We start from the raw sequence: 16,596 nt of genomic DNA, 5'->3' as shown, positions 1-16,596 counted from the left end.
CGCTAGTCCGTTTCATTTTTAAGCTCAAGATAGCTAAATTCATCATCTTTTGCGTATATCCTAAAGCCGAATTTTTCATAAAGAGCAAGCGCTTTTTCGTTGTTATTATAAGCTTTTGCCTTTAGTGAGCCGACTTTTAACGTAAAAAACGCATAGTCTTTTATAAGATCAAGCAGCTTTTTACCCACTCCTTTTAGCTCTGGGTTTTTATAAACGCCAAATTCGCAGCTTTCTTTCGTGATATCAACAAAGCTCACCACTCCTATAAATTCACTCTCGTATTTTACTAAAAAATAGATCTTATCTTGAATACTCTTTAATCTCTCTAAAAAAACAAAATACTCCTCTTTGCCAACGCTTTTATTTTTCATAAATTTTGCTATACGCTCGTCGTTTCGCCACTTTAAGACCATCAGTTTTTGCTCGCCACTAAGCAAAGTAAAATTTATAAGTTCAAGCAAATTTCATCTCCCAAGTAAGCTTCATATCCATTGTCTTTTAGCCAAGTAAATATCTCTTTTTGATTATCAGCCACGCAAATGGCTTTAAATTTAGCTCCCAAAACATAAGCTTCATTTACAAGCGAGCTTGCTGTTATGATGAGCATTTTGGCTTCATTCATCAGCCTTGCTACGCTTTTGCTATCTACAAAAAGGTTAAAATTTTCGTTTTTACTAGCTAGCTCTTTTAGGGCGCTTAAGTTTTTATTTCCACTAGTTGTGATGACGGCTGTTTTTTGGTTTTTAAGAAGCAGTTTTTCTGAAATTTTAGCGCTTAGCCCAAAGATATCGGTGCCTCCAAGAATGATAGCGTAGTCGTAAATTTTCTCCCTTTTTACCTGCGCTTCTTCATAAAACTCATCTCTAACTAGCAAAAACTCGCTTCCGCAAAATACCTCGCAGCCTTTTTCTACCAGCCTTTCATATCTTACCTTTTGCGCATATAAATTTACATTTAAAATATAGTCTGCAAAATGTTTTTCGTAAGTGTCGTCAAATGATAAAATTTTAACGCCAGTTTTTTCTTTTATAGCTCTTTCGTCTTCAAAGCTAAAGCCGTAGTGATCGATGATGAGAAGTTCAAATTTATTATCTTTTATAAGTTCGCAAAGCTCATCTATCTCGCCACTTGTTAAGCTAAATTTAGGGTAGTTTATCTCATCAAAAATGTCACCTTCAAGCCTTAAAGATGCAAATGAGATGTCACTAAATTTTTTAGCAAACAAAAGGTCTCGCCTGATGTGCCCATGCCCTATCTTGCTGCTACTATCAGCGCGCACGAGCGTTTTTAGCTGCGGGAGTCCTTTAAATTCTTTCAATCAGATCTTTCCATTATTTATCAAATAAAGCTTCTTAGCAAACTCAAAATCCTCTAGCGTATCGATGTCGCAGACTAAATTTCTTGGCAGCAAATACGCCTTTGAGTGTGGCGCAAAGATAGCACTGCACTCCAGCCAAGCCTCTTTTTTGCCAAAATAAAATGCTCCAGCGTCATGAAACGCAGGCTCAAGATCTTGCGAGCGCGTCTTTTCAAACTGCGGGTAAAACATGCTAACCCTAGCGTTTTCGTCAAGTTTTATCGCCCTTTGTATAGGGAAATCAAACGCAGTCGCTGAAAATAAGAATTTACACTCCTGCTTTTTAAACTCTCCTGCGGCATCTTTTAAAATTTCAGCCCTTATAAGCGGTGCTGTAGCATAAAGGCAGCAGACGTCACTAAAGCTAGAATTTATGCGCCTTATAGCATCTTTTACCACGTCAGTGCTTGTCGCGTAGTCATCGCTTAGGCTCGCATCTCTAAAAAATGGCACGCTAGCTCCAAATTCTCTAGCCACATTTGCGATCATTTCATCATCGGTGCTTACGATCACTTCGCTAAAAACTTTAGAATTTAACGCAGCCTCGATGCTATATGCGATTAATGGCTTGCCTAAAAAGTCTTTTATATTTTTGCCAGGTATTCTCTTACTGCCGCCTCTTGCTGGTATGATGCAGATCATTTTTTACTCGCTAAAGCTTTTTAGCACATCAAAAAGCGTGCTTGCAACAAATTTAGCATCATCCACGCTCATACCATGGTGGCATGGGATGCTAAGCTCGGCGCTATAAAATTTCTCCGCATTTGGCAGTGAAATTTCGCCAAGTAGCGCTTTGTAAAAGCTAAATTTATATGTTGGCTTGTAATGTACCTGCACGCCAACGCCCTTTTGCAAGAGTGCTTCAAAAATTTGCTCTTTTTTATCCCAAAATTTCTCATCCAAAAGCACTGGATATAGGTGCCTTGAGCTAGTTGTATTTGCTGGGATTTTTATAGTTTTAAAATATTCACACCCGCTAAATTTCTCATCATAAAATTTAGCTATCTCATTTCTTTTAGCTATAAAGCTGTCTAGCCTTTTTAGCTGGCTAAGCCCCAAAGCGCAGGCTACGTCTGTGATCCTGTAGTTGTATCCAAGCAGGCTCATGTCGCTATCCCAAAGCTTTGTTTTAGTGATGCCGTGGCTTCTATATAGCCTTGCTAGCCTTGCTAGCTCATCGTCGTTTGTAGCAAGCGCTCCGCCCTCAAGCGTGGTGATAGGCTTTACTGGATGAAAGCTAAATATGCTAATATCAGCCTTAACGCCCACTTTTACGCCGTTTTGCACGCTACCAAAGGCGTGAGAGGCGTCGTCTATCACTTTTATGCCGTGTTTTTTGGCTAAGTTTATGATCTTATCTAGCTCCACTGGGTTACCACCGTAATCAACCGCAGTTATCACCTTTGTCTTTGGCGTGATAAGAGCTGGAATTTTCTCTTCATCGATGTTGCCATTTGCTTTTACGTCGCAAAATTTGACCTGCGCCCCTGCCATCAAAGCCGCATTTGCAGTGGCTGCAAAGGTGATAGGTGTCGTGATCACTTCATCGCCGCCCTTTACGCCAAGGCTAAGATAGGCTACATGAAGGGCCGAAGTGGCTGAGTTCATAGCGATCACGTGCTTTACGCCAACATACTTTGCCAGTTCCTCTTCAAATCTGCTAACTTTTTGACCACCTGTTAAAATGTCATCTCTTAAGGCATCAGTGACCGCCTTTATGTCCTCTTCTGTAATCTGCTGACGGCTGTAAGGGATCATTTAGCATCTCCTATCATCTCAAGAAGACCCGCTCTATCGAGCCAAATTTTATTTGTATTTGAGCTATATTCAAAGTCCTCACTAACTGGTTTGCCATTTTGATGAAGGGCATTTGTCGAGAAGTCTTGCGCTGTTAAAAACTGGATAGACGGACTAATAACGTAATAATCATCAAATTCGTATGTAAGATGCGCGTCGTCTCTTGAGATCATCATCTCATGCATCTTTTCCCCTGGGCGAATGCCTATGATCTTGACGCCAAGGTCTGGTGCAAGGGCTTTTGCGAGATCGACCATCGTCATTGATGGGATCTTTGGTATGAAAATTTCGCCGCCTTTCATCCTCTCAAAGTTTTTAAGGACGAAATTTACCCCTTGCTCAAGCGTGATCCAAAATCTTGTCATCTTCTCATGCGTGATAGGAAGCTCTTTTTCTCCTTGTGCGATCAGCTTTTTAAAAAGCGGCACGACTGATCCACGAGAGCCAACGACGTTTCCATATCTTACGACGCTAAATCTTGTTTTTTTGTCTCCAACAATGTTATTTGCAGCGACAAAAAGTTTGTCACTTGCTAGCTTTGTAGCTCCATATAAATTTACAGGGTTGCATGCTTTGTCGGTTGAGAGAGCGATGACCTTACTAACGCCACACTCCAAGGAGGCGTCTATAACGTTTTGAGCGCCATCTATGTTTGTTTTGATGCACTCCATTGGATTGTATTCTGCGATTGGTACGTGTTTCATCGCAGCAGCGTGGATGACGTAGTCTATGCCGTTCATCGCAGTTCTTAAGCGCTTATAGTCCCTCACGTCGCCGATGAAAAAACGCATGGCCTTGTCTTTAAACATTTGAGCCATTTCGTATTGTTTTAGCTCGTCGCGTGAGTAGATAACTAGCCTTTTTTGGCTTATATTTTTTTAACAAAATTTCGGTGTACTTTTTACCAAAACTTCCTGTTCCGCCGGTGATCAATATAGATTTGTTGTTAAACGTTTTGCGACTTTTTGCTAGTCATTTTTTGATTTATAAATGGCTAATTTGGATTATTTTTATAAATTTTTAAGCAAAAGCTGTGCCAAATTTAAAATTTGTTTATCAAAGCTTCTATTTCGTCAAAATTTCGTTATTGTTTAGAGCTTATAAAAATTATTTTAAATTTGAATATTTTTTATTCTATTTAGAAAATATGCGATATTAGTATCCCAACCATCTTTCAAAAGATGCATATACTTCTCCTTATCCGCTGCCCTATGATAGGTACCCTTGTTAACAATGGTTTGACCGTTAGAGTTATTAGCTGATTTTGATGTCTTAATCTCCTGCCAACACGATTTAAATAATTTCCGAATCTCTACTTGTAAAGTATTGTAATTGATAGCAAAACTCTCCTTCGATGCATCAAAGTTTATTTTTTTTGAGTTATAACTTTGCCAGTATCTAGCCCTGTATCCATATAATGGATGCTAACACCTTTTGGTGTGTTATCTACAAAAGACCAGAAATTAGGATCTGCTCCTCTGTTGTATGGCAACAGCGAAATATGTAAACTAACTGCTCTTCCAGAAAAATGTCTTAACACCTCATAAGGCAAAATATACCTATAGTCATAACTCACAATAAAATCTATCTTATTTTTTAATACAAATTCTTAGTCAATTTTTTCTATTGTTTTTACTAGCGTATTCGAATCTTCTTCTAAAAATTTAGCTAGTTCGTCGTCTTCATTAAGAAACAAAATTTTCATTGTCTTTACTTCAAAATTCTAGGCAGCGTGATGCCTTCTTGGGCTTGGTATTTGCCATTTTTATCAGCATAAGTCACCTCGCAAGGCTCATCGCCCTCGATAAATAGCACCTGTGCGATGCCCTCATTTGCGTAGATCTTCGCAGGAAGTGGCGTTGTGTTTGAGATCTCTATCGTGATATGCCCCTTAAATCCCGGCTCAAAAGGTGTGACGTTTACGATGATACCGCACCTTGCGTATGTACTCTTGCCAAGGCAGATCGCCAGCACGTTATCAGGCATGTTAAAGTACTCTACCGTGCGTGCCAAAGCAAAAGAATTTGGCGGCACTATGCAGACATCACCTTTAAAATCGACCACATTTTTCTCATCAAAATTCTTTGGATCAACGACGGTTCCGCCGATGTTTGTGAAAATTTTAAACTCATCGCCCACGCGGATATCATAGCCGTAGCTAGAAACGCCGTAGCTAACGACGCCACGTCCCACTTGCTCCTCGGCAAATGGCACGATCATGTTCTTTTCAACCGACATTTTCCTTATCCAAGAGTCTGCTTTTAAACCCATTTTTGCTCCTTTTTTTGGGCGATTATAACGCTTTGCGTCTTTAAAGTAAATTTAATGGCACTTTGCAGTAAAACTAGTATAATTTTGAGAGCAAAATTTCACAAAGGACAAAAATGCAAGAGAGAAACACAGAAATTTTCACTGGCGAGCGTGCGATGTTTGGCGCAAAAGGGGCAAAATTTACAAACTGCATCTTTGAAGACGGCGAGTCGCCGCTAAAGCACAGCTCGAATTTAAAGCTAAATGAGTGCGTTTTTGCCTACAAGTATCCACTTTGGTATGCAAGCGACATCACGCTAAATGGCGGCTATCTCGAGCCTCTAGCAAGGGCTGGCATGTGGTACAGCAAAAATTTAAGCTTCAAAGATGTGGTCATAAATGCGCCAAAAAGCTTTAGGAAAAGCTCGCAAATTTTGCTAGAAAATGTAAATTTCTCAGACGCTAGCGAGACACTTTGGGGATGTTTGGACGTAAAGCTTAAAAATGTCTTTGCAAGAGGCGATTATTTCGCGGCAAATAGCGAAAATTTAGAGGTTGATGGGCTAAATTTAGATGGCAACTACTGCTTTGATGGCTGCAAAAATGTAAAAATCACAAACTCAAAGCTCATCTCAAAAGATGCCTTTTGGAACTGCGAAAACGTGGTCGCGCAAAACTGCCTCATCTCAGGCGAATACCTAGCTTGGAACGCTAAAAATGTGACGCTCATAAACTGCAAGGTAAAGAGCTTGCAAGCCCTTTGCTATGTGGAAAATTTGATCGTGAAAGATTGCATTTTTATGGATACTAGCCTTGCTTTTGAGTATTCAAGCCTTGATGTTAGCACAAAAAGCACGATAAAAAGCGTAAAAAACCCAAAAAGTGGCGTCATAAGAGCCGGCAGGATAGAGGAGATCATCATAGACGGCAGTTTGGTTGATGCAAGCAAGATAAAGATCATCACCGATGAAATTTAGCCAAAATTTAAAGGAGTAAAATGCAAAATGAAAGATTTAGAGCAAAATTTAGTATAAAAAACGATGCTAAATTTAAAAACCTGCTACGCGAAATCTCGCGCACCGTCTATAAAAAGAATAAAATTGTATTTTTAATGAGGGCGATCGAGCTGCCATTTGCTGTGCTATGCGCAGTAGCTTTGGTTGTTCTTTTTGACATTTTTGAGAACGACTTAACAGTTTTTTCGGATATAACCGATATCTCTTTTTTGGCAAAAAATTTAGCCATTGTTCTTTGTGTCGGCATAGTCTTGCTCTATATTTATGCGGCTATAATTAAACCAGTTTTATTTACTAGAGCCATTTACTCAAACATCGATGTTGAGCGCGAACAAGAGATCGTTATATATGATGATGAGGTCTTGTTTGTCACAAAAAATAGCACGGTTCATTTTTCATATGGTGCATTTCTTGGCACTTGCGAAACTGATGATTTTGTAGCTTTGATCTTAAAAGAAGGCAGCTTCTTGCATATCCCAAAAGAGTCGCTAAATGAAAAAGCACAAGAAATTTTGGAATTTCTTGAGGGAAAAATAGGCTGAATTTAGTAAAAAATTTTTAGGCATTATGAATTAAATTTGGCATGGCAATAAATTTACTAAATATCATTACTTTAGCAATACCAAATATTTTTTGCCGATAAAATATAGAGATAACCACGGATGAAAATTTGATTTGTTTTTGAAAAATCATTTGCTACACAACTCAAATTTTTAAAATCAAAATAGCTCGCGGACAAAAAATCTTATAAATTTCGTAAAATTTAATAACTTTTATCCTAAGAAGTAGTAAAATAGTTACACTTTTTTGATCGGAAATGAAATGAAATTTAAAGATTTTAAAGAAAAAAACAGTAGCAACTATGACTTTTTCGCAGCTGATGAGATGAGCTATAAAGAATTTGTACAACTAAGCTTTAAAGAGTTTTTAAGTAGCGATAGTGGCTCAAAGTGGCAGCTTAATATAGATGATAAAAGGTTTAACTCATTTCCAAATTTCACCCAAAAACATCAAATTTGCATATCGAATTTAGACTATGAAGATAATATTTTTCAGTTTAGAATTTGCTCTGAAAACAACGTATCAAGCCTTGGCTACCGCATGTTTACGAGCTTTGATAGCATACATAAAGACTTTGTCACAGACGATATCAAACGCTCTGATGAGGTTATGATGAGCCTAAAGCTTGGCGAGCTTAAAAAGTTTCCTTGCATATCAAAATGTGGCTGGTGGATCAAAGATATCTGGCGAGATATGTATCCTATCTTGGACGAGACTAGCAGCGAGGACTTTGTGGCTGGCATTATAAAAAACGAATTTACCAAAAAGATGACCGAGATAAACGAATGCCTAAAAAACGCTCAAGATAGCGGCAAGCTTGACGAAGTGATCGCCAAACTAAAAGCTAAAATCAACTAAATTTAGAAATTTCCACCTACCGCACACGAGCTAGCTGGATATGAAGTAAGTCCGTAGTCAGCCGACTCCACGTTATAAAAGTCTAAATTTGCACTTCGTGAGATGATATACTCAAAGCCTTTTTGATTTAGCTCGATCAAAATTTCAAGCTCCGTATCTCTTTTGCAGACTATGCTTTCAAAAAAGTGAGAGAAGAAAGAAATTTTGGCATTTTCTTTTTGCATTGAGTGATTTAGCATGAGCTCCATGTTGCTAAAAATTTTAAAGATAGTTTGATTTGTTTCAAATTTACCAAACCTCGCATAATAATTTTGCAAATTTGCATCATTTAGTACGATATTTTTAGTGCAATTTTTTGTGATCTGTTCGTATATAAGACCGAAGAGCTCAATAGAGGCATTTTGATTATCCATTACTCTATTTGCGTGATTTGTAACAACTACAAAGCCATCTTTTATCTCGTATTTTTCATTTTTATAATAAAAACTAACATTTGCCACCTCTTGCTCAAAGCGCTTTTTATAAGCAAAAGGCAAATAGTTTAAAACGCCCATTTTATCGATAATAGCAGAGCTTTTTACACCACCATCTAGCTCGTGCTGCATGAAGTATCTTATGAAGCTACCTTGCTCTATATCAAAGCTGTTTAAATACTCGATCTTATCAAGATAGATGCATCGGTAAAGCCTGACAAATTCGGGATTTAGCCTAACATTTATCTCATCTTGTAGCTCACCATATTTGTCGGTTTGCTCTGCGTCTATAAATTCGATTATATTCATCTGCTTTTCGATCTTGTCTTTAACAAAGATCGAAATTTTCACGTCTTGCATTTCGTAAAAGCACTTTATCGTATCTGTGGCACTTTTAGTGATATCTGTTTTAAATTTCTTAGCAAGCTCTGCTTTTTTAAGAGTAAGCGAAAAGTCGCCATTTTTTAGCTTGTTTTGTGAGTATAAAAGATAGAGCAGCTGTTCATATACCATGAGATGTGAGTAGGTTAAAAAGATATTATCCACCACAATAACGTAGTAACAACGCGTTATAGAGTACCTTTTGTTGTTTTGCAAAAACTCATCATAAATTTTTAATTTGCTTGGGGATTTACATACCTTAAAAACATCGTATGATTCTAAAAATATATTTTCCATTACCGCCCTTTTTTTACCTTTGCAAAAATATTACATAACTATTCTTTAAGCTAATTTAAATTTACAAGCTAACTAATAAAAATAATTTTGTAAAAATTAATATTAATTTAATTAAATATAGCTTAATTATATAAAATATTTTTGTATAAATATATTTTTATTTACAAATTTTTATTTTATAAAGTAGAAATTAACTATAAAAATATATTTTTTAAACTAAATTTAATAAATATAGTTATATTATTTTTCTCAGATAAGCATGCTTAGATTTTAAAATTTACAAATTGGGAGCTCAAAATGGAATTTCTAATTTTGACGCTATTTTTGATCAGTGGTCTTATCCTATACATAAAGCCACAAATGAAGAAATTAGCAACGTCCTGTATGGCTTTGGGGTGCGTAATACTAGTTGCACTAGAATTTTACGTAAATTTATGGGTAGTCTTGCCAATAGGCAACTTCTAGGAGGGCAAGATGCAAACAAAACGAAACGAAATCCCAGCAAACGAACAAGGCTTTTTCAACCTTATGTCACTAGCCATCACTGCTCTTGTGGCACTTCCAGTTGGTATCGCCTGCTTGGTGCTTGGCTTTGGACTAGGTGATAACCCTTGCGTAATGTGCTGGGCCGAGAGGATCACGATGATAGCTATTAGCCTAATAGCACTTTTCATCATCAGGTACGGACTAAAGCCTGGATATCTAGCAGCCCTTTTACTAATGGTTTGCTGGGGCATATTTAACGGCTTTATCCACTACAGCCTAGATGGAACATTTGGCGGCTATCTTGACATCAAACAAGGTTTTGGCCTTGAAATTTTAGGTGCCCACACTCAGTTTTGGGTTATGGTTGTTGATTTTTGTGTGATCATATTTTTGGCTCTTATATTTTTGTTTAGCAAAAACTTAGGCCTTATAATGCAAAAAAGCTCAAATGGCGAATATGGCAACTTTCTAAGCTACCTACCGCTTGGCAAATTTGCAAATTTGGTCTTTATCGTGATCATACTTGCAAACTGCGTTCAAGCCTTTATAGCTTCTGGTCCACCGCCATATCTAGGATCTAGCACACCACCTAGAATGAGCATCGATCCTTCAAAATGGTTCTGGGAAAAAGACCACTGGGATAGCTCACTTGACTTTAGATTTGACTGGAACCCTGAGCTTCCAGACCTAGCAAAGTAAGGAGTAAAAGATGAAAAAGATAATATTTTTTATCGCATTAGCAAGCCTTGCTTTTGGTTTTAGCTTTGATATGGATAGCAAAAATGGAGCTATCCAAAACATAAAAGAGCTAGGCCTTAAAGAGACGATCACTCTAAATTTGCAAAACGATAATGCAATAACTGGAGCTGACTACGATGAAGGCAAAAAGCAGTTCGCTCTTGTCTCAAACGACAATGAATTTTACATCGCAGATGAAAATTTAAAGCCAGTTAGCTACGCCAAACACGACCGCCATTTTATAATGGAAATGGAAGCAACAGTCGGAGCTACTTGGTATAAAAAAGAGCTTGGCATGATAAGTTACAACAAAACTTTTGTCTTTTATGAGCCAGCTAGCAACCTTAGCAAAGACGAGCAAAATAGCCAGTGGAGGCACCTATTGGCTGGATATGACGCGTGGAAGCTAAACGATCTTGGTAACAAGGGCAGATTTTCTACCATTAGATCAAAACAGCAGTACATCTTAGGCTGGGACTACCTAGAGAATGAGAATAAATTTTTCACAGCTAGCGTGCCAAATGACGTTAGAGACTACTGGAGTGTGGCCATATTTGATGGTGATGACAAGATGATCTTAGAAGAATTTATGCCAAAAGCTGGAGCAAATTTGCAGCTAAAAGAGGGTAGAAATTTAAACAACTACTACATTACCGGCATCGACGTAGAGCCTGATGCGCTCTATCTTTTAAGCAAAAATTTCTCAACTATTTTAAAGTTAAATTTAGCCACCAAAGAGATAGACGAGGCATTTAGTTTTAGTGGGGTAAATAACCCAAGAGCATTAGCGATCAAAGATAATAAATTTTACATCTTCTCACGAGAAGGCAAAGAGAATAAAGTTTTTATCTTTGAGATGAAATAGCTATCAAATTTAAGGAGAAAACATGCAAAGACGTTCTTTCCTAAAAGGCACGGGAGCAGCTCTAGCAGCAGCTGGAACAGCTCCTAGCCTATTTGGTATGGAGCAATTTGAGGTGGATTTTAACCCAAAATCCTATAAGAACGAGGAAAATGTAGAGTACCACTACCTAACCTGTCCTAGAAACTGCCGTGATGCCTGTTCGATGATCGCTGAGATTAAAGACGGCAAAATGGTAAGCATAAAAGGAGATCCAAAGCACCCACTAACTCAAGGCACAGTCTGCGTCAAGGGTCACACCTATGCCATGCACCTATATAACGCTGACCGCATCATGCACCCTATGAAAAGAGTCGGTAAAAAAGGCGAAGGAAAATGGGAGAAGATAAGCTGGGATCAAGCCTTAAAAGAGATAGCTGCAAAGCTAACTGAGATAAAAGAGAAATTTGGCGGCGAAGCCTTGACCGAGTTTGTCTACTCTGGCAACGAAGGACATATCTCAAAAACTATCGCACCAGGAAATTTCTTTGAAAAATATGGAGCCACAAGACTTGTTAGAAACCCTTGTGACTGGCCAAGATACGCGGGCACTCCTAGCGTTATAGGTACTGACTTCTCAAAAGACGCGCTTGAGATCGATGAGAGTGATATGTACATTAGCTGGGGATCAAACGAAGCTTACACAGCCGTACACTGGATAAGATTTGCTCACCGCGTTAAAAAAAGAGGCGGAAAGATCATCGTTATAAATACAATAAGAATTCCTCTTGCAAACCAAGCCGATATGTTTATCCAGCTAAAACCATCTAGCGACCCTGCATTTTGTCTAGCGGTCTGTAAATTTTTAATAGAAGAAGATCTATATGATCATGAATTTGTAGAAAAATATACCACTGGCTTTGAAGATCTAGTGCATGAGTGCTCACTCTACACCTATGGCGAGCTATCTGAGATGTGCGGAGCAAGCGTGGATCAGATCAAAGTTTTTGCTAGAGAGTACGCTCACGCAAAAGCACCAGCTATCATGCACGGCGACGGCGGACAAAGACACTTTAACGGAGCAAGACTTGTTCGTGCAGTTACATTTTTACCAGTTTTAACTGGCGCCTTGACAAAGCTTGGTGGCGGACTATTTTGGGCATATGTGCATGTAAAAGGCTGCTTTAATTTCGACAACTGTATGCCAGACCTCTCTCCAAAAGATAAAGATGGCAAAAAGATAGAAAGGCAGCAAGTAAGCTATATAGAATTTGGTAAAGGCATACAAAAAGAAAATCCAACATATCTTGACAAGCCTATAAACACGGTCATTAGAGCATGCATCAACTACAACTCAAATTTAATGGTAACCGCACCAAATACAAATTTGATCAAAAAGCGTGTAATGGACGATGACTTCTTTTTGGTTGTAATTGATCCTTACGAAACAGATACCTGTGACTATGCTGACTATGTTCTACCTGGTGTTACATTTATGGAGAGTGAGGATATCCAAAACGACCAAATTTCTGGATACGTCTGCTACAACGCTCAAAGTGTAAAACCTCTTGGCGAAGCTAAGACAAATTTAGAGTTCTTTAACGCTCTTGCAAAAGCTATGGGCTATACAGAAGAGTGCTTTAACTGGGATAGTGAAACAGTTTGTAGACGCTTTTTGGATACAGAATTTGCCAAAAAACAAAACATCACCTATGAAAAACTAAAATCAGTCGGCTGGATCAAACCATTTAGAACGCCTGAAACGATGAAAGATCAGTTCCCATACTACCCTTATGCGCCAAAAGACAAGCTAGTCTTTGGTACAAAGAGTGGAAAATGCGAGCTTTACTCACAAACCTTTAAAGACGCAGGATATCATCCAGTAATAGACCTTGAAACCGACTGGGACTACTATGAAAAGAGCAATAAATTTGGAAAAGACTATCTCAAGAAATATCCGCTTTATTTCATGACACCAGGTACTCAGCTCCAAGACAACTCAAACTGGGGCAATATGCCTTATATCTTAAAAAGGGTTATCGTTAAGGGCAATGCTGAGCTATTTATGACACGTGAAGATATGGAAGCACGCGGTATCAAAAACGGAGACACAGTTGAGGCAACAAACGAAAAAGGTACAGCCGTCTTTACAGCAGTCGAGACAAATCAAATGAACCCAGGCATAGTCTATGCGTGGAACAACATCTGGGTAAAAGTGACAAAATCAAGAACTGGAGCAAACATACTTTGCTCTGACGGCGTTAGCGATCTAGGAAATGGCTCAACTTATACAGCTAGCTTTTGTGAAGTAAAAAAAGCAGCTAAACAAGAGATGTAAAGGGGTCTAAGATGAAAAGAAAACAAGGTTTTTTATTTGATTATAACTTTTGTATAGGCTGCAAGGCTTGTGAAATTTCATGTCAAGTCTATCACAACCAAGATCCAGATATAAACTGGAGACATGTTGATGGCCTTATGATACATGAAGATGGCATAGAAAAAGAGATCTTTATAACTCACTCTTGCCATCACTGCGACGAGCCAGCCTGTATGGATGTCTGCCCAGTTGGGGCTTATATCAAGCTAGAAAATGGTGTCGTACAGCCACTTCATGATAAGTGCATAGGCTGTGGATACTGCTTGATGGCTTGCCCTTATGGCTCTATCACAAAAGGCAAAGACGGCAAAGCTCAAAAGTGTAATCTCTGCGCTGAAAAACTTGAGCGTGGCGAAGAGCCAGCTTGTGTAGCAGGCTGTCCGTGTGGAGTACTAAAGCTAGTTGATAGCAACGTTAGCGACAGTGCTGGTATGCAAAAAGATATGCCAGGCTTTAAACACTTCTTTACCAAGCCAAATATCCGCTTTTATCCAAGAATGAAGCGAAACGAATTCATACACTAAAGAGTAAAAGATGGATAAGGTCAAAGAAAAGCTTAACGTTAGCCTTAGTGTTGAAGACTTTTTAAGGCGATTTTTCTTAGTAGAGCTTAGAGAGCAAAATTTAGACGAGCTCATAAGCCTAAGCCTTAATTTTAGTGATAAATTTAAAAATCACAACTTCATACTTTGGCTAAATAAGTGTAAAGATGATCTAAATTTGCTAGACGAGCTAAGATATGAATTTAATAGGCTATTTGTAGGGCCAAGACACCCAAAAGCTGAGCCATACGAGTCGGTTTATTTTGATTATAAAACGATGTTTGGCGAGAAGACTATGCAGGTGCGTGGTTTTTATGAGAGCTTTGGACTAAAGCTTAGTAAAGAGCAGTTTGATAAATTTCCAGATGATTTCATCGGATACGAGCTGCAATACCTTTACTTTCTAAGTTTCAATGCCTTGCAAGCAGACGAAAAAGAGAAAATGGATGAAATTTTAAATAAAAAATATGACTTCATCCGCACTCATCCGTTTGAGTGGTTTTATAAATTTAGCTCTCGCTGTAAGGAGGCTACAAATTTAGAAGCCTATGTGAGCTTTGCTGATTTTTTAAATTTATATCTTGAAAACGAGATAGAGCATTCAAGAGCTCTTCTAACTTTTAAGAGTTAAAGGATAGATAATGGAACAAACAACTTGGGGATGGCTCATAGTCATATATCTGTTTTTGGGCGGTTTAGGTGCTGGGGCATTTTTGTGCTCGGCTTTAGCCTATAAAGGCTTTTTGGGCAAACTAGATGAGAAATTTTACAAATTTGGATTTTTACTAGCGCCAATAGCGGTCATAGTTGGAACTTTACTTTTGCTATTTGACCTAGCACCAAGTGCGGCGATCAATCCGGCTAAGATCATAGGTCTTTATACAAGACCAGTTTCTATAATGAGTATCGGCACATATCTTCTAACATTTTTCATAATAGTTAGCGTGCTCGTGCTTTTACAAGTTAAAAAAGGTGGCAAAATTTGCGATATGATGCTTAGTTTTGGCTCGCTACTAGCCATTGGAGTGATGGGTTATACTGGACTACTTTTATATGTTGTTAAAGCGATCCCACTTTGGGCAAGTATATGGCTACCGATACTATTTACTATTTCAGCCATATCAACAGGTCTTAGCGCAAACGCTATATCTGTGCTAAGTGGCGGTGGCGTTTTAAGCCATGAGTCGCATAAATTTCACACTATCTTAGTAGCGCTTGAAATTTTTGCCCTCTTGATGCTATTTGCAAGCGTTAGAAACGAAGCTGCTGGCATGGCTAGCATAACCAAAATAGTATCAGGCTCTCTAGCGCCGATGTTTTGGATAGGCTTTATAGTACTCGGTCTTGCACTGCCATTAATTGGTGGCAGTAAATTTATGCTGCAAAGATGTGGCGTAACAAAAGACGGAGCAGTATGTGAATGTAGCGAAGGCATCAAAAGCTGCATATATAATGAATATGGTGTTTTAATCGGCGGTTTTTGCCTAAGAGCATTTATCGTTCTTGGAGCAATTTATATATTTTAATAAACTTTCTTCCTTTAAAACTAGGCCGGATATAATCCGACCTAGCTATCTAATCATTTCTCACCAAGTGGCCAGTAAACAACTGGTTTAGCTCCCAGTCTTGCCTCACCATGATACATACCAAGTTTATCTTTAGTCCAAGCAAAGCCTGTCTTGCCAGACTTATCAATAGAGATGATACCACCACTGCCGCCTAGTGCTACTACCTCTTTTACAGCCTCTTCGGCTGCCTTTTGCACATCTGAGGTTTTGTATTTATAAAGAGCTGAGACATCATGAGCAGCATTTACACGCATGTAGATATCTCCTGTACCAGTGGCAAGAGACTGCCACTGAGTCATTATCTGCATAGGTTCCAGAGCCAATTATCGGACTATCACCTATTCGGCCAGTCATTTTATTTGTCATGCCACCGGTACTGGTTGCTGCACTAGATTGCCATTTTTATCAAGCGCAATCGCTCCAACAGTGCCAAGATATGGACGCTCATATAAATTTAGCGAAGTTTTCTTTGTCTTTTCACTATCAAGCATGAGCTTTTGTTTCTCTTTAGCCCTTTGGAGTGCGTCATATCTAAACTGTGTGAAAAAGTACTTTTAATCAACCATCTCTAGGCCGTTTTCTTTGGCCAATTAGCAGTCTATACATTTTTTATACTTAAAAATTTAACATCATCATATAAGTATTTTTTTGAAAAGACCTATTTCATACTATTAACATTTTCATAGACCGAGAGTATCATAATCATACCTTAACACTATCTCGTCATAATTTGCAATTTTCCATTAAAAAGACTACTTCATAAAAATAAACAGATTAAACCAAACAAAAAAATCCATAAAGAATAATAAATAAAAAACTTTTAGAAATAACAAGAAACTAAATTAAAAAAATGAATAAACCCAATAACATAAAAACAAATATAAAAAATTTACTACATTTAATCAATAAAAACTAATTAAAAAAGTAAAAACTAATATCATATACTTAAACAGAAATAAATACTAATAAAAAACCAAGATTAATAATATAAGAATTAAAAGCAGATTAACAACAAAGCCCGCAACGACCTACTTTTCCAACATCCCAGTAAGGG

At 38.0% G+C, this 16,596-nt stretch carries 19 protein-coding genes and 1 pseudogene; 10 read left to right on the top strand and 10 right to left on the bottom strand.

Going from position 1 to position 16,596, the window contains the following annotated elements:
• Positions 1-2 precede the first annotated feature (2 nt).
• From pseH to dcd, 7 genes and pseudogenes are all read right to left on the bottom strand, one after another.
• Positions 3-461: a UDP-4-amino-4,6-dideoxy-N-acetyl-beta-L-altrosamine N-acetyltransferase gene (gene pseH, locus CVT14_RS04605; RefSeq protein WP_021088956.1), complete on the bottom strand. Its 459-nt coding sequence runs from the start codon at positions 459-461 to the stop codon at positions 3-5.
• The gene (pseG, locus tag CVT14_RS04600; protein ID WP_107849812.1) at positions 446-1,318 is read right to left on the bottom strand and encodes a UDP-2,4-diacetamido-2,4,6-trideoxy-beta-L-altropyranose hydrolase; all 873 of its coding nucleotides are present in this window, start codon (positions 1,316-1,318) and stop codon (positions 446-448) included. The genes pseH and pseG overlap by 16 nt, the downstream gene beginning before the upstream one ends.
• On the bottom strand, positions 1,319-1,999 hold the full coding sequence (gene pseF, locus CVT14_RS04595; RefSeq protein ID WP_021088940.1) for a pseudaminic acid cytidylyltransferase: 681 nt from the start codon (positions 1,997-1,999) through the stop codon (positions 1,319-1,321).
• Between the two features lie 3 nt (positions 2,000-2,002).
• Positions 2,003-3,115, bottom strand: coding sequence for a UDP-4-amino-4,6-dideoxy-N-acetyl-beta-L-altrosamine transaminase (gene pseC, locus CVT14_RS04590; RefSeq protein WP_021088910.1), 1,113 nt, complete (start codon positions 3,113-3,115; stop codon positions 2,003-2,005).
• Positions 3,112-4,090 (bottom strand): annotated as a pseudogene (pseB, locus tag CVT14_RS04585) (UDP-N-acetylglucosamine 4,6-dehydratase (inverting)). The gene pseC and the pseudogene pseB overlap by 4 nt, the downstream one beginning before the upstream one ends.
• 430 nt (positions 4,091-4,520) lie before the next feature.
• Positions 4,521-4,742, bottom strand: coding sequence for a formyltransferase family protein (locus CVT14_RS11030; protein WP_080658366.1), 222 nt, complete (start codon positions 4,740-4,742; stop codon positions 4,521-4,523).
• Between the two features lie 122 nt (positions 4,743-4,864).
• Positions 4,865-5,425: a dCTP deaminase gene (dcd, locus tag CVT14_RS04575; protein ID WP_103631099.1), complete on the bottom strand. Its 561-nt coding sequence runs from the start codon at positions 5,423-5,425 to the stop codon at positions 4,865-4,867.
• Positions 5,426-5,538: 113 nt separating this feature from the next.
• On the opposite strand from dcd, the gene CVT14_RS04570 reads away from it, so the two are divergent.
• The 3 genes from CVT14_RS04570 to CVT14_RS04560 all read left to right on the top strand — a co-directional run bounded on the left by CVT14_RS04570 (position 5,539) and on the right by CVT14_RS04560 (position 7,839).
• Positions 5,539-6,381: a DUF3737 family protein gene (locus CVT14_RS04570; RefSeq protein WP_107849811.1), complete on the top strand. Its 843-nt coding sequence runs from the start codon at positions 5,539-5,541 to the stop codon at positions 6,379-6,381.
• Between the two features lie 20 nt (positions 6,382-6,401).
• The gene (locus CVT14_RS04565) at positions 6,402-6,962 is read left to right on the top strand and encodes a YcxB family protein (protein ID WP_107849810.1); all 561 of its coding nucleotides are present in this window, start codon (positions 6,402-6,404) and stop codon (positions 6,960-6,962) included.
• Positions 6,963-7,242: 280 nt separating this feature from the next.
• A complete protein-coding gene (locus CVT14_RS04560) occupies positions 7,243-7,839 on the top strand; it encodes an effector protein (RefSeq protein WP_107849809.1) in 597 nt (198 codons plus the stop codon).
• A gap of 2 nt (positions 7,840-7,841) precedes the next feature.
• On the opposite strand, the gene CVT14_RS04555 is transcribed toward CVT14_RS04560, so the two are convergent.
• Positions 7,842-8,990 carry a hypothetical protein gene (locus CVT14_RS04555; protein ID WP_107849808.1) on the bottom strand — a complete coding sequence of 383 codons (1,149 nt, stop codon included), beginning with the start codon at positions 8,988-8,990 and terminating at the stop codon, positions 7,842-7,844.
• A 297-nt stretch (positions 8,991-9,287) separates the two neighbouring features.
• Between CVT14_RS04555 and CVT14_RS10715 the strand changes: the two genes are divergently transcribed.
• Genes CVT14_RS10715 through nrfD form a run of 7 tightly spaced genes read left to right on the top strand, consistent with a single transcriptional unit; the run spans position 9,288 to position 15,500 of the window.
• Positions 9,288-9,455 carry a hypothetical protein gene (locus CVT14_RS10715; RefSeq protein ID WP_187153561.1) on the top strand — a complete coding sequence of 56 codons (168 nt, stop codon included), beginning with the start codon at positions 9,288-9,290 and terminating at the stop codon, positions 9,453-9,455.
• Between the two features lie 9 nt (positions 9,456-9,464).
• Positions 9,465-10,175, top strand: coding sequence for a disulfide bond formation protein B (locus CVT14_RS04550; protein WP_087583576.1), 711 nt, complete (start codon positions 9,465-9,467; stop codon positions 10,173-10,175).
• A 10-nt stretch (positions 10,176-10,185) separates the two neighbouring features.
• Complete coding sequence (locus CVT14_RS04545) at positions 10,186-11,079, top strand: hypothetical protein (protein ID WP_107849807.1); 894 nt, start codon at positions 10,186-10,188, stop codon at positions 11,077-11,079.
• A 22-nt stretch (positions 11,080-11,101) separates the two neighbouring features.
• On the top strand, positions 11,102-13,393 hold the full coding sequence (locus CVT14_RS04540; protein ID WP_021092842.1) for a molybdopterin-dependent oxidoreductase: 2,292 nt from the start codon (positions 11,102-11,104) through the stop codon (positions 13,391-13,393).
• 11 nt (positions 13,394-13,404) lie between these two features.
• Entirely contained in the window at positions 13,405-13,956 is a 552-nt protein-coding gene (locus CVT14_RS04535; protein WP_107849806.1) for a 4Fe-4S dicluster domain-containing protein, read from the top strand.
• Positions 13,957-13,966: 10 nt separating this feature from the next.
• Positions 13,967-14,605 (top strand): molecular chaperone, encoded by a 639-nt coding sequence (locus CVT14_RS04530; protein ID WP_107849805.1) that lies wholly within the window; start codon positions 13,967-13,969, stop codon positions 14,603-14,605.
• A gap of 10 nt (positions 14,606-14,615) precedes the next feature.
• Positions 14,616-15,500, top strand: a complete 885-nt coding sequence (nrfD, locus tag CVT14_RS04525) for an NrfD/PsrC family molybdoenzyme membrane anchor subunit (protein ID WP_107849804.1) — start codon at positions 14,616-14,618, stop codon at positions 15,498-15,500.
• A 53-nt stretch (positions 15,501-15,553) separates the two neighbouring features.
• On the opposite strand, the gene CVT14_RS10960 is transcribed toward nrfD, so the two are convergent.
• Both CVT14_RS10960 and CVT14_RS10985 read right to left on the bottom strand, forming a co-directional pair.
• A complete protein-coding gene (locus CVT14_RS10960; protein WP_232527136.1) occupies positions 15,554-15,850 on the bottom strand; it encodes an isoaspartyl peptidase/L-asparaginase in 297 nt (98 codons plus the stop codon).
• A gap of 54 nt (positions 15,851-15,904) precedes the next feature.
• Positions 15,905-16,033: an Isoaspartyl aminopeptidase gene (locus tag CVT14_RS10985; RefSeq protein ID WP_021090186.1), complete on the bottom strand. Its 129-nt coding sequence runs from the start codon at positions 16,031-16,033 to the stop codon at positions 15,905-15,907.
• Positions 16,034-16,596: the final 563 nt, after the last annotated feature.

The organism is Campylobacter concisus, from assembly GCF_003048445.1.
GTDB lineage: Bacteria > Campylobacterota > Campylobacteria > Campylobacterales > Campylobacteraceae > Campylobacter_A > Campylobacter_A concisus_BF.
Note: the sequence above shows the minus strand (reverse complement) of the source record. Positions and strands in the feature narration are given on the sequence as shown.